8 protein-coding genes are annotated in these 14,111 nt (G+C 70.6%); 2 read left to right on the forward strand and 6 right to left on the reverse strand.

The genetic code is table 11. The annotated features are described in order from the left end of the window. Positions 1–443 precede the first annotated feature (443 nt). Both ACOQPP_RS14370 and ACOQPP_RS14375 read right to left on the reverse strand, forming a co-directional pair. Complete coding sequence (locus tag ACOQPP_RS14370) at positions 444–2,783, reverse strand: ATP-binding protein (RefSeq protein ID WP_420636780.1); 2,340 nt, start codon at positions 2,781–2,783, stop codon at positions 444–446. A 266-nt stretch (positions 2,784–3,049) separates the two neighbouring features. Further along, entirely contained in the window at positions 3,050–4,012 is a 963-nt protein-coding gene (locus tag ACOQPP_RS14375; RefSeq protein ID WP_420636781.1) for a tyrosine-type recombinase/integrase, read from the reverse strand. Between the two features lie 439 nt (positions 4,013–4,451). Here ACOQPP_RS14375 and ACOQPP_RS14380 point away from each other — a divergent pair, with 439 nt between their 5' ends. Both ACOQPP_RS14380 and ACOQPP_RS14385 read left to right on the forward strand, forming a co-directional pair. Then, positions 4,452–8,747, forward strand: a complete 4,296-nt coding sequence (locus tag ACOQPP_RS14380; protein WP_420636782.1) for a Calx-beta domain-containing protein — start codon at positions 4,452–4,454, stop codon at positions 8,745–8,747. Positions 8,748–9,308: 561 nt separating this feature from the next. Further along, positions 9,309–9,707, forward strand: coding sequence for a helix-turn-helix transcriptional regulator (locus ACOQPP_RS14385; RefSeq protein WP_420636783.1), 399 nt, complete (start codon positions 9,309–9,311; stop codon positions 9,705–9,707). Here the strand turns inward: ACOQPP_RS14385 and ACOQPP_RS14390 are convergent. From ACOQPP_RS14390 to ACOQPP_RS14405, 4 genes are read right to left on the reverse strand one after another with little or no spacing between them, the layout of a single operon-like run. Then, positions 9,623–10,534 carry a zinc metalloprotease HtpX gene (locus tag ACOQPP_RS14390; RefSeq protein ID WP_420636784.1) on the reverse strand — a complete coding sequence of 304 codons (912 nt, stop codon included), beginning with the start codon at positions 10,532–10,534 and terminating at the stop codon, positions 9,623–9,625. The genes ACOQPP_RS14385 and ACOQPP_RS14390 overlap by 85 nt on opposite strands. Positions 10,535–10,555: 21 nt before the next feature. Then, positions 10,556–11,287, reverse strand: coding sequence for an ATP-binding protein (locus ACOQPP_RS14395; protein ID WP_420636785.1), 732 nt, complete (start codon positions 11,285–11,287; stop codon positions 10,556–10,558). After that, complete coding sequence (locus ACOQPP_RS14400; RefSeq protein WP_420636786.1) at positions 11,284–12,789, reverse strand: hypothetical protein; 1,506 nt, start codon at positions 12,787–12,789, stop codon at positions 11,284–11,286. Before ACOQPP_RS14400 ends, ACOQPP_RS14395 begins: the two co-directional genes overlap by 4 nt. Next, on the reverse strand, positions 12,786–14,006 hold the full coding sequence (locus ACOQPP_RS14405; RefSeq protein WP_420636787.1) for a hypothetical protein: 1,221 nt from the start codon (positions 14,004–14,006) through the stop codon (positions 12,786–12,788). Before ACOQPP_RS14405 ends, ACOQPP_RS14400 begins: the two co-directional genes overlap by 4 nt. Between the last annotated feature and the right edge of the window lie 105 nt (positions 14,007–14,111).

Raw genomic sequence — 14,111 nt, forward strand, 5'->3', positions numbered from 1 at the left:
GCCGAGAATTTGGAGTCGTGGTGTGTACAGACTGCCGCTCTCAATTCGATAGAGACATCGCGGCTCAGCCGGTGCATTCGAAACGGGACCGGCCCGAAGAGATACCTGACCGCGTAGCGAACGGACAGCTAGCTTCGCGGGTCCCCGGCGGGGGCTGGCGGGGGGCGGTGCCCCCTCCTCGGCACGCGCACTGGCAAGCCGACGCAAGCTCACCTCTTCGCCCGATGATCGGCGGATGACCGGGCCTCGAACCGGCCAATCAGGTCTATCAGCTGGAGTGATCTCTCTTCGCATCTCATCTTTGAAATGCCGAGCGGTCTCGGATCGCAGCGGTCGGGTCTCCTCTGCGGATTGATGGTTCCTCCCGTAGAGTAACCCTTCAAGACCTAACCAGGGCAAAGCTGGTGGCGCGTAACCCGACACCCGACAGTGGATGCTGCCCGCTACCGCAGCGGAGGCCCGCGGCCCGCGGCGAAGCGGTAGCCGACGCCGTGCGCGTTGAAGATGTAGACCGGGTCGGCCGCGTCGTCGCCGAGCTTCTTGCGGAGCTTCTTGAGGGCGGTGCGCACGCGGTCGGTGTCGCCGGAGCCCCGGCGCCCCCACACCTTCCGGAGTAGCGCCTCCGTGGTCACGACCCGTCCCCCGCCTGCCGACAGGACGCGGAGCAGCTCGAACTCGGTGGCCGAGAGCCGGACCTCTCGGCCGGCCACGGTGACGCGGCGCCGGCCGAAGTCGACGGCGAGCTCCCCGCACGCGAACGTCTCGGGCCGGGCGTGGGCGCGCAGCGCCGCCTGGACCCGCGCCAGCAGTTCGGTATGGGAGAACGGCTTGACGATGTAGTCGGCCGCGCCGCTCGCGAGCGCCTTGGCGATCGTCTCGTCCCGGCCGTAGCCGGAGATGAAGATGACCGGGAGGTCGGCGAGCGCGGGGATGTGCTTCATCAGCTCGATCCCGTCGGTCCCGGGGAGGATGAGGTCGAGCAGCACGAGGCGGGGCTTCTCGGCGCGGATGATGCGGGCGACCTCTCCGGGCTCGCCCGTCGCGACCGGGGCGTAGCCCGCGTCGGAGAGGATGTCGCGCACGTAGCGGAGCGTGTGCGGATCGTCGTCCACGACGAGGACGCGACCCTTGTCCCCCTGCCTCCCGGCCCGGCCGGACGGCGCGCTCGGCGGGGCCGCCCCGGGTGCGGCCTCCCCGGCCACGGGGATCGTGAACGAGAAGCGCGCGCCCTGCCCGGTCCCCCCGCTTTCAGCGCGGATGCGGCCGCCGTGCGCCTCGACGAGTCCGTTGCAGATCGCGAGGCCGAGCCCGGTGCCCCCGGCCGTGCTGGCGCGCTTGCGGAACAGGTGCGGCAGCCGGTCCGGCGGGATCCCCCGGCCCTCGTCCGAGACCGAGATCGCGATATGGCCGTCCTCGCGCGCCGCTTCGAGGCCGATCGGCGAGGAGGGCGGAGCGTGGCGCGCCGCGTTCGACAGCAGGTTGTTCAGCACCTGCACGATGCGTTGGCGGTCGGCCATCGCCCGCGGCAGGTCGGGCGGCAGGTCGATCATGACGGCATGGCGGCCTCCGCCGCTCAGGAACGTGTTGCGGGCCCGGTCCACCAGGGCCGCCAGGTCCGAGGACTCGGGCTGGACGGTGAGCGTGCCCGCCTCGATGCTGCCGGCGTCCAGCAGGTCCGCGATCAGGCCCCGCATGTGGTCGGCCTGCCCGCCGATGATGCGGAAGAACTGCATCATCTCGGCTTGGGAGGGGAGCGTGGCGGCGTCGAGCACGGTCGCGGCCGAGCCCTTGATCGAGGTGAGCGGGGCGCGCAGTTCATGACTCACCATGCCGAGGAACTCCGCCCGCTGCCGCTCCAGCTCCTCGAGCGGCTCCAGGTCCTGCATGGTGACGACGACCGACACGACGCCTCCGTCCGGCGAACGGATCGGCGTGACGTTCAAGAGCGTCCGGACGCTCCGCCCGTCGGGCACCGAGAGCTCGACCTCCTCGGCGCGCATCGTCTCCGCGTGCCCGAGCTGCCGGGACAGGGGGAGCTCTTCGAGGGAGACCTCCCGCCCGTCCGGGTGCGTGCACGTGATCACTTCGAGCAGTTGCTCCGGCGGACGGCCCGGGGTGCGGAGCGCCTCGACGATGCGCCTGGCCTCGCGGTTGAACGACACCGGATGGCCGGTTGCGGCGTCGAACACCGCGACGCCCACCGGCGAGGTCTCGATGAGTGCCGCCAGGTCGGTCCGCGCCCGCTCCACGTCCCGGTGCGTGCGCGCGTTGGCGATCGCGGTGGCCGCCTGCGAGGCGAACAGGACCAGGACCTCCTCGTCCGCGTCGGTGAACGCCCCGCCGTCCTCCTTGTCGGCGAGGAAGAAGCTGCCGAGATGCCCGCCGCCGCGGCGCATCGGCGTCCCCTGCATCGTCTTCGAGCCCCAGGGGTTCGGGGAGAGGCCGAGCGAGCGGAGGTAGTCGTCAACGTCCGCCACCCGGAGAGGGGCCGGAAGGTCGCGGAGGTGCCGGAAGAGCCGTTCGCCGTCGGGCCACTCGTCCATCTTCCGGCGCTCCTCGGGAGAAAGCCCGGAGGTGACGAAGTCCTCGACCCGGCCCCGACCGTCGATCGTCGTGATCACGCCGGCGCGGGCGCCGGTCAGAGCCCGCGCGCTATCGACCACCTCTTCAAGCACGGTGGCGAGGTCGAGGCTCGCGCTGATGCGCAGGATCGCCGCGCTCAGCCGCGATGTGCGGTCACCGGACGCTCCGTTTCCGGGGCCGGCAGGGACTGGATCGCTCAATGCTCCACTCGCTTCCGAAGGGTGGGCCGGAGCCGAAAAAGGCTCCGGCCGGTCGGTCCGGCAGCGTTCCGCCGAATCGGGAGGGAAGTGGAGGATAGCGGGTTTTGCGAAAAAAGCCACTAACAGGCCACGACCTGCACCCGCGTAGTCACTAATCGCTCACAACATAGCGCGTAGCTTTCCGGATAGCTCTCGATAGTTGTAGTTATCGAGAGTAAATTGCGGCAACCTTTGTGACCGGAGAGCCCCACCGGGTTCTTCGGGGCTCATCTGCGTTTCTGAAGCCGTGCCAGCTGTGCGGCGCCGTTGCGCTTGGCGAGCAGCCGCTCGCCGTAGCGCTGCACCATCCGGGCGCTCTTCCAGCGCCCGGCCTGCATGATCGCAGGGATCCCGATGCCCGAGGCGATCATGTCCTGAGCCGCGCCCACGCGGGGGCTGTGCCCGGAGAGCCGCCGCACGATCCGCGCCGGGAGCCCGGCCCGTTCGGCCATCGCCTTGTAGATGCGCGGCACCTGGCTCTCATGCAGCCGGCCGCCCAGCGTGCCGTCCTTGCGCATCGAACGGAAGAGCGGCCCGCCACCGATCCCGCTCGCGCTCAGCCACTCCGAGAGCAGCCTCACGCTGTCTCGGTGCAGGTAGAGCATCGCGCCGCCGCCCTCCGGATCGGTCTTCGCGCGGCGCACGAGGAGCGAGGCCGAACCGCCCCTTTCCATCGTCACATCAACGACTTGCAGCGCGACCAGCTCGGAGCGGCGGAGCATGGCGTCGTAGGCCACGGCCAGAATCGCTCGGTTCCTGACGTCGATCGCCCGGTCGCCCGCGGCCTCCATCAGGCGCCGGCGGAGCGTCCAGGTCAGCCCCCGCACCTGCCTCTGCCGGCACCCCCTCCGCCGGTGCATCCGCTTCAGGGCCCGCCTCACGGTCACGTGCTCGAGAGGGCTCCGCTCCCCGGCCGCCTTGTGCACGGTGGCGATGCTCGACACGTAGCGGCGCACGGTGGCCGGCGCTCGCTCACTCGCCATCGCCTCGACGTAGGCCACCATCGTGCCCGCGCGCGCGGGCAGCGGAGAACATCCCCGCTCCGCGCACCACGCCGCGAACCGTTCCAGGTCCGCTCTCACCGCTCGCACCGTATGGCCGCTCAGGGCGCCGCGGGCGTCCTCCAAGTAGGCGGTCAGCCGCTCGCCAGTTTGTGACTTTCGAGTGGCCGGGTCGGGACGGCCGGACACGCCTCCTGGCGCCGAAATCCGCATAAGTGCCCCCTGCACAATGACATACAGCCAAGCGGTTTACTCTCGATAACTACAATTATCGAGAGCTAAATCCGCGCGCGGAAACCGCAGGCGAACGAGCGAAGGGGACATCGCGATGACTAGGATACCGGACGGACGCGGCCGCGAGCGCCGCGCGGGTACCATCTTGCCGAGCGTCTCAAGCGCGAGGGAACACGGCTGCCCGCCTCCACGGCCTGACACCCTGCCGCCCCGCCGGGGCGGCCGTCCCTCTCCTTACACACCAACCGACGGCGGCGGCCACCATGTCCGGATTCGCGCCGCCAGCATCTCTCCTGCTCCGCGGCAGCGCTGTGGCCCGCCTCGACCGACGCGTTCAAAGCCGCAGGGGGCATCCGCCGCCACGCGTCCCGGCCGGGTCGGTCCTCAGCCGCCCGTGCACGCGCTGCTCGTTGCGCTCGCCCTGCTGCTGCCGCCCGGGGTGGCCCAGGCACAGGACGTGCTGCTGAGCAACCTCGGGCAATCCCACAACGAGGGTTCGCCAGCGTTAATTATTGGCAGTTTCAGACAGGCTCAAGGGTTCACCACCGGCTCCAACGCTTCCGGCTACCACCTCGGCAGCATCGAGCTGGACGTTTACGAAGTCCCCAATACTCCGGCCGATGTAACTGTCGAGCTTTGGTCCGCGACGAGCGGCTCCGCGCCCGACGCCTCGGTCGCCACGCTGACCCATTCCACCGGGACGTGGATCGCCGACGCCGCCAACACCTTCAACGCCCCGGCAGGCACGACCCTGGAAGCTGGCACAACGTATTTCGTGTTCGTGTCCTACAGCGGGGAAAGGGCTTATCTGACTGTGTATTACACAGCATCGACATCCGCCGACAGCGGCGAAGCCGCGGGATGGAGCGTCGGCCAGCGGTTTAGGCGTGGCACGGGCGACTGGTCCTCCGACACTGGGCAATTGAGATTCAGAATCAACGGCACGGTGGTGATTCCGCCGGAGCTGGAGATGACGCTGCAGGGGCTGGAAGTGACGCTGCATCTGAGCGATGACGCGGTCCTTGAAGACGCAACACCGATCACGGTGACGGCGACGGTGTCGCCGGCGACGCCCGTGTCCTTCACGGTGGAGATCTCGGCGACCCCGGTGGCGCCGATGACCGACGACGACTTGGAGCTGAGCACGAACCGGACGCTGAGCTTCACCGCGAACGCGACCGAGAGCACCGGGCTGGTGACGATCCGGCCGGTCGACGACGACGAGCCCGAACCGCCGGACGTGGTGACGATCTCCGGCGTCGTGTCGTACCTGACCATACCGAACCCGGACGACGTGACGCTGACCATCCACAACAACGACGCGGAATCGTTCGAGGTCGCGGTCGATGCGCCGGCGGCCGTGGACGAGGACGCGGGCACGGCGACCGTGACCTACACGCTCACGAAGCGGGACGGCGCTCCGGTGGCCAACACGGATGTGAACTTCTATCACGGGGATGCCGAGACCGCGACGCGCGGCGTGGACTACACGCCGCCGGTCGCGGCCGCGGGTCTGGGCGGGGGCCGACTCGTGGTTCTCGAGCTGGCGCTGCCGCCCTCGGCGTTCTCCAACACCGCCGGCACGGTCTGGGTGTGGGAGGGTTCCTTCGAGATCGGCATCGTCGACGACCAGGAAGGCGAGTTGGACGAGACCATCGTGTTCACGGTCGAAGCCGGTAAGGGAGAGTCGCCCGAGCAAACCATCGTCATCCGCGACAACGACACGCCCGTGATGCGGAACGTGAGGGTGGTCAACGGACCGGGCGCGGCCGGGATGTGGAGCGCCGGGGAGCAGGTCGATCTGGAGGTCCGCTACACCTTGCCGGTGGCGGTGGAACAACCGTCCAGTGATGACGAGTGCTGGTCCTACAACGCCGATGGCACGTGCAAGCCGCCGGGTCCGTACGTGGCGGTGGTATTCCGTTCCGACGCGCGGCCGGGGTACGGCGAAGTGCTGGGGGTGGCGCTGGCGCGGTACGTGAGCGGCTCGGGGACGGCCACGCTGATGTTCGCCTACACGGTGGGCGCGGCCGAGGCCGGCGCGCGGGGCGTGGAGGTGGTGGACGGCAAGGTGTTGCTGCGGGGCGCGACGATCCGTCCGCTCGGGGGCGGGGACGACGTCGGGCCGGAGTTCACGCGCACGCGGGTGATGCGGGTCGATGTGCAGAAGCCGGGCGGAGGCGCGTGGACCGCGGGCGACAAGGTACGGGTGACGGTCAAATTCAGGGGTCCGGGGCAGCGGAACCTGGACCCGGTGAAGGTGAACAAGACCGGGGGCACCCCGACGATCGGTCTGCGTCTGGGCGACCCGGAGAACCGGCTGCTGGCGCGCACGGCGTCGTACAAGGGGGGGTCGGGGTCGAACACCCTGAGCTTCGAGTACGCGGTGATGGCCGGGGACGGGCGGATAAGCGCGGTGGAGGTGGTGCCCAACAGCCTGGCGCGGAACGGGGCGACGATCCGCAACAAGCAGGGCTACGATGCGGAGCTGCATCACCTGGGTGTGCTGTGGTATTCGGTGGCGCTGCGGGTGCGCGACGCGGCGGCGCGCGAGGGCGAAACGCTACGGTTCACGATGGAGTTGGCGCAGGCGGCGAAAGCGCCGGTGACGGTGGACTATGAGACCGCGGACGGCACGGCGACGGCCGGCGAGGACTACGAGGCGAAGCGGGGCACGGTGCGGTTCGCGCCCGGGGGGACGCGCGAGACGGTAGAGGTGGCGGTGCTGCGCGACGAGGAGACGGAGGACGCGGAGACGGTGGTGCTGCGGCTGTCGAACGCGCGCTCGGAGGGTTCGGAAGACCCGGTGGAGGTGCCGGACCCAGAGGCGGAGGGCACGATCGAGGACGTCGCGTCGGAGGGCCTGACGGCGTCGTTCGAGGGCCTGCCCGAGGCGCATGACGGGGAGAGCGCGTTCACCTTCCGGGCGGCATTCAGCGAGCCGCTCAGCATGATGAACGGCCGGCGGTTGCGGGAGGACGTCGTGGCGGTGTCCGGCGGCCGGACGACGTCGGCCGGCCGGGTGGACCAGCGCCGGGACCTGTGGGAGCTGACGGTCGAGCCGGACTCGCCGGCGGACGTGACGGTGACGGTCGCGGCCGGGGCGGCCTGCGGCACCCCGGCGGCGGTCTGCACGAAGGACGGCCGGGCGCTGTCGGAGACGATCTCGGCGACGGTGGAGGGCCCGGCGGACGAGTCACCGGCGGTGAGCGTGTCGGACGCGAGCGCGACCGAGGGCGACGCGGTCGAGTTCACGGTGTCGCTGTCGGCGGCGAGCGGCCGACAGGTGACGGTCCGGTACGGGACGTCGGACGGCACGGCGGAGAGCGGGACGGACTACACGGAGGCGTCGGGGACGCTGACCTTCGCGGCGGGCGAGACGTCGAAGACGGTGAGCGTCGCGACGACGGACGACTCGGCGGACGAGGAGGACGAGACCTTCACGCTGACGTTGTCGAACGCGGCGGACGCGACGCTGGGCGACGCGACGGCGACGGGCACGATCGTCGACAACGACGACGCGCTGACGCCGTTGACGGCGGAGTTCCGGGACATGCCGGAGACGCACGACGGCGAGAGCGCGTTCACACTGCGGATCGCGTTCAGCGAGCCGCTCAGCTGGATGAACGGTCGGCGGTTGCGGGAGGACGTGGTGGCGGTGGCCGGGGGCCGGGCGACGAAGGCCAGTCGGGTGGACCGGCGCCGGGACCTGTGGCAGCTGACGGTCGAGCCGGATTCGCTGGTGGACGTGACGGTGACGCTCGCGGCCGGGGCGGCCTGCGGCACCCCGGCGGCGGTCTGCACGAAGGACGGCCGGGCGCTGTCGGAGACGATCTCGGCGACGGTGCGGGGTCCGGCGGGGAGTTCGGCGGCCAGTGTCCCCATGAAGGAAGACCTGGCCGCGCGCGCCTGCTCGGCGCTGGCCGGCGGAGACGGCCTGGCCCCGGGGGCTGCGGCCGCGGCGTTATGGAGGGACGGAGATATGGACAATGACCAGGTCGCCGCCCTGGACGGTATGGGGAACGGGAACGGAACCTACGACCTCGGCGATCTGCTTGCCTGGATCAACCGCTGCCAGCCGGGATCCGGATCGGCTGACGGCGCCGGACCGCTGCCCTCCGCTCCCCCCGCGATGCCGGCGTCCCAGCCGGCGCGAGGAGCCAGCCAGCGGCGAAAGGGCGCGCGCGGCCCCGCCCGCCGCCGCCGGAAGGCTCCGGCCCCGCCCGCCGCCGGTTCCCGGACCCGGCGGTCCGGGTGGTTGCGGACTGCGCTGCCGGCCGCGCTGATCTCGGCCTGGGGCTGCGGCCTCGGGGACGGCATCGCCGGCCCGCCGGCTGACACGCCCGGCCATGACGCAGTGGGCGCGGCGTTCACGGATCCCGGCCCCCTGCACGTCCGGTTGACGGCTCCGGCGGGTGCGCGCGACATCGGAGCCATGCTCGTGATCGAGGGTCCGGCCATCGACTCGGTGCAGGCGCCGGGCCTGGAGATCTTCGAGACGGACGAATCGTCCTCGACGCGGCGCGAGATCGTCATCGCCGGAGCGCTCCCGCCGGACGCGCCGGTGCTGCGGATCTGGGTGCCCCACCGGGGCGACCAGGCACGCTATCGCGTCAGCCTGCTCCAGGTCGCGGCCGAGGACTTCACGCTTGGGGACCCGGAGGACTACGCGGTCGCCATCGGGCGGTAGGGCGCGGGGCGCCCGAGACGAAGCAGAGAAGCGTCGAGGGAAGGATGGTGTGAGAGGGGGCGCGCCGGCCGGCGCGCCCCCTCTTTCCGTTTGGTGTTCCCGGGGAACCCGGCTCGCCCCGCCTCGCCCGCGGCCCCCGATCCGGTCCTCGAGGACGGTCCGGCCCCCACGGACCCCTGACACCCGGCCCCACGCCCGGTCCCGGCTGCCCGCGACGGCGGCGCCGGAAGCCCCGGCACTCCCCTTCCGCCGCACCGCGCGGACGGCCCGGCGTCGGCGGTGCCCATCCCCCCGCCGGCCGCGCTTCGCGACACCCGTTCAACGGGTTCCCCCAAAGTGCTCGCGGGGGTGCTCCGCCACCGCATTGGCGGCGGCCTCCCGGACAGGACGGACACGTCGGACAACATCGGACGGGACAGACACTTAGGAGATTTCCTAAGAATTGACTTCCTCGAAGAGGCCCTCACCGTTAGGGGTCTTGACACGGTTGGAACGGCAGTCATGCAGACGCTGGAGGATCAATTCAACACACGGGTGAATGCGTTCCCGGAAGAGACGGGCATGAGTCCGACGACGCTCGGAATGAGGGCCGTGGGCGACCCGAACCTGATGCGCCAGATCGCGGGCGGCCGCTCGCCGTCGCTCAGGACGGCGGACCGGGTTCTGGCGTTCATCGCGGACCACGGCACCGGCGCGGGCGGCACTTGGGACCGGCGCCGCGCCCATCGGCGGCGGCGGCATCCGGCGTGGGCGAGGAAGACCAGGAGGAGTCGAGCGATGACCAAGCGACAGAGCAAGAGGAGAACGAAGCCGGCGCCCCGATTCCTGCGGGTGTCGGAGGTGGAGGCCCGGACGGACCTGTCGCGGAGCACGATCTACGACTGGTCGGCCGAGGGACGCTTCCCCCCGCCGATCCGGCTGAGCGGGCGCGTGGTGCGCTGGGTCGAGGCCGAGGGGTAGGCTTGAGCGCGCAGCGCGGCCACCCGCTCCTCGGTGGGCGGGTGGGTCGTGAACAGGGAGGTGAGCCCCCTGCGGCGCCCCGCAAACGGGTTCACGATCGCGAGCGACGCGCCGGCCGGGTTCACGTCCATCGGGATGCGGCGGGCCCCTGACTCCAGGCGCTTCAGCGCGCCCGCCAGACCCATCGGATCGCCCGTGATCTCGCCGCCCGTGCGGTCGGCCTGAAACTCGTTCCGGCGGCTGATCGCCATCTGGATGATGACGGCCGCCAGCGGCGCGACGATGGCCATGACCAGCACACCAAGCGGGTTGTCGCCGTCGTCCCGGCCCCCGCCGAAGATCAGGCCCCAGCGGGCGATCGAGGCGATCATCGCGATGGTGCCCGCCATCGTCGCGGCGATCGTGCCGACGAGCATGTGCCGGTGCTTGATGTGGGCCAGTTCGTGCGCGATGACGCCGTCCAGCTCCCGGGGCGGCAGCGCCCGCAGGATCCCCTGCGTGAAGCAGACCACCGCATGCGCCGAATCGCGGCCCGTCGCGAAGGCGTTGGGTTGCGGCTGGGGCGAGATCGCCACCACCGGCGCGGGAAGTCCCGCCCGCCGGCGCAGCCGGTCAACCCGGTCGTAGAGTTCCGGCGCCTGCGACCGGTCGACGATCTGCGCCCGGTACATGCGCAGCACCATGCGGTCGCTGAACCAGTACATCCCGAAGTTCATGACCGCCGAAAGAACGAGAAACATGACGGCCCCCTGCTGCCCGAACAGCGCCCCGCCCGCGAGCACCAGTACGACCGTAAGGCCCAACATGAGGCCGAATACTCTGAACATCCGCTATCACCCCTTGTACCCTCAGTCTCGGTCTATCGTCTCAATCCGCTGCGGAGTTGCTACCCCCCGCGCCGTCGGCGCTACGCCCTCTGCCGCGAGCAGGTCGCAGAAGACGAACCCGTCTCGCTCCACCACCTCGCCCCGCGTCACCGGGACCGGCCGCGGCAGGATCGGACCCGCCCACACGAAGGTATGGAACTCCCCGTTCTCCCCGCATGGATCGACCCCCTCCGGGAGATCCGCGACGAAGCCGGCGTCAAACGCGCGTCCCGCGAACGACGCGTCCAGAACCGCCGGGTTGATGCACACGGCGACTGCCTCGAACCCGTCCCGGATGAAGGAGTTGGCGAGAGTCGCAGTGGGTTGCTGCCAGATCGGGAACAGGCATCCCAGACCCGAAGCCGCGAGTTGCCGCTCCCGGTACTCGCGGAGATCCTCCAGGAAGATGTCCCCGAAGGCCACGCGCCGGATGCCGTCGTCGTACAGGCGGTCGAACGCCTCGCCCATGGCGCGCTCGTAGATCTCGTTCGAGGACTGCGGTGCGACGACGACCTCCACCAACGGGATGCCGATGGCCGCGGCCTGGTCGCGCACGAGCGCGCGCCGCACGCCGTGCATGCTCACCCGGTCGTAGGCGTCGGTTACCGTCGTGATGAGGGTCTCGACACGGTAGGCACTCGACTGCTGCAGCGCGTGGAGTGCCAGGGCGCTGTCCTTGCCGCCGCTGAAGCACATCGCGATGGGTTCGCTCACTCCAGAACCGTCGCCTGGAACGCTCCCGTGAGCACGCGGCCCTCGCGCTTGACCTGGACCCAGATGGTGTAGTCCCCCGGCTGCGGGAAGGCGAACGGGAACTCCACTACGCCGGTGCCGCCGGCCTCAGCCGTCGGTCCTCCAGCCGTCGGTGCCGGTGCCGGCGCGAGCACGGCGAGCGAGCCCATCGAGATCGTGCCCGCGGGATGCAGGTGGACGAAGACCGCGCCGTCATCCCGCGTGAGCGCGGCGTGGCTGCGCATGCCCATGTAGGGCTCCAGTCGCGCCGGTTTCTCGTCGGGATCCCAGACCCGGAACGCAAGCACCGTCTCCTCGTCGACCCGCAGCTCCTGATCGCCCTGCCATTCGAGGATCGAGCCATCGTCCAGCCGCGTCTCGGAGCCCGGCCCCGAGAGCGCGACCGGAACGCCCGTCCATGCCGAGTCGTCCGCGTCTCGCAGCAGGCCCGCGGGCGTCCCCGGCGGGACATCTCCCGCCTCGGGAGCCGTGAGCGCCGCCGCGTCGACCGTGATCGTGTCGACCACGGTCTGAGCGAAGCCGGATTCGTGGACGATGTCGCCGTAGATCCGGTATTCGCCGGGGGGCAGGTCCGGCCACGGCACGCGGAACGTGGCCGAATCCACGGGGACCGGATGCACGTGCGCGAAGGCATCCATGCCCGGCGCCCCCACCACGAACATGTGCATCAGCTTGCCGTGATCCGGCACGAGCGGGCTCCAGTCCCGGCCACGCCACGCCGGATCCGTGATCGCGATCTCAAGCACGGGCACTCCCCCGGCGTGGACGATCGCGCCCTCCACGGCGAGGCGCGCGAAGATGCCGCTTCGGACCTCCCGGTCCACCGCCTCCCACCACAGGTTCCCCACGTAGAGGAGGCCCGCGACCCCCACAGCGGTGGCGGCCATGGTGACCCGGGCGCGCCACCGCCGCCGGGAACCCGCCGTTTCCCCTGACGGGAGCTGGCTCTCCCGCACCGCGGCGCCGGCGAGCGCGACGACGCCGGCGACGAGCAGGATCGCGAGTGCGAGCAGGATCCAGCCGAGCCCCGGCGGCAGGTCGCGCACGCCGAGCATGATGGACGTTACCGGGACCGAAACCTCCCCGTCCCCACGGCTTCCCTCGACCGCGACCTCGACCCGGTACGCGCCCACCGTCATGAGCCACAACTCGGCCGCGTACAGTTCAGGGTCGCCTGCTACGGGGGCGGCGACGTCGGGTGGCGGCGCCCCGCCTTCCGTGGCCGCGTCCCAACGCACGGGCCGTACTGTCACCCGGTCGACCCCGCCGCCGGGCACCCGGATCGAGATCTCGGCCAGCCCCGGGATGACCTCGGGCGGACGGATGACGACGGAAACGGGGTAGGGACCCGCCTCGCCGGAGAAGAAGACGTTGTTGCTCCCGACGTGCCCCGCCGTCGCGACGTACAGCCCCGCCACGAGCGCCGCCCAGCGCAGGAGGCGGGCGGCCCGGTCCCGCCTCATCGGCGCACGCGCGACATCCAGTTGCCGCACCACAGGCCCAGGCGGGCCGAGACGAAGGTGATCGGAAGCGCCCACCACGCCCCTGCCACGAAGCGCGCCGCCGAGAACTCGCCGCCCCTGAAGGGACCGCCGTGCCAGAACACGTACTGCCAGTCGCCCGGCCTGCTCGTGTAGCCCCACGTGTCGCCCTGGAAGACGTAGTTCCGCGCCCCCTCCGAGAGCATGAAGTCGGCGAAGTACCAGTTCACGACGCCGAAGATGCCCACGAAGGCGACGGCGCCGACCGACGCGATCCACCAGTCCGTCGATGCCCGGGCCGGCGCCTCGCCCGGCGCGGAATACCGCCGCAGCAGAAGGTCGATCGCGATCGCCGGCGCAAACAGCAGGAGCGGGAACTCGGGCGGCTGCATGGCGGTGACCGGACGGAGGATCGGCGCGAGCAGCGGTTCCGCCGGGAAGAGCGGCAGCACCCACATCATCATCAGCGAAATCCCCGTGTACACCAGGGCCGCACATGTCGCCGGCCAGCGCAACCGTCCGGCGCGCCCCACCAGGAAGAGGAGAAAGGGGAAGACTCCCGCGGTGACCAGATAGAACGTCGCCCCGTGCATCTGGTTGGGGAACGTGTACTCCAGCAGCAGCACCGATGGCGACATGATCGCCGCCGCGGCGCTGAATACGCATGCCCATGCGAGCTTGCGACGCCCCGCCTCCGAGGCCCGGTTCTGCCACGAGAGCGCCATGAGCATGGCGCCGATCTGGATGGCGTAGATCCCCAGCGCGAGGACCATGTGCGGCGGACTCAGGATCTGGACGTCGAGGCCGTACGCGTTGTGCCACCAGTCGTCCAGCGGCGCCGAGGTGAGCATGGCGATCGCGCCCCAGATCGCCACCCAGGCCCCCAGCGGCGCCCGGAACCCCCACAGCCGCACCGAGCGTCCCACTTCCGCGTCCGTCCCGGCGAAGGTCGTCTTGAGCGCGAGCCACGCGCACGACAGCCCCGCCGCCAGCCCGCCCGCGTAGACCGCCATGTGCGCGGGGGTCCAGAACGTGTCCCGGCCGATCGTCCGGTGCCACGAGATGTCCCACGTGATGCCTACGATCACGCTCACCGAGGCGAACAGGATCGCGGTCAGAAACCACGGAATCCTGTCCGCCGACTCCGCCGCACGCTCGCGCCCCGCGAAGATCGAAGCCGGCGCCGCTGTCGATTCCATCGAAATCCTTTCTCCGGCGCCGGATGAACGACGGCCCCCGGACTATCGACACATCTACCCTGCCGTCCGAAGATAGGTCTGAACCCGTCGAGATGCAGGAGATTT

It is taken from the genome of Candidatus Palauibacter sp., assembly GCF_965222475.1.
Lineage (GTDB): Bacteria > Gemmatimonadota > Gemmatimonadetes > Palauibacterales > Palauibacteraceae > Palauibacter.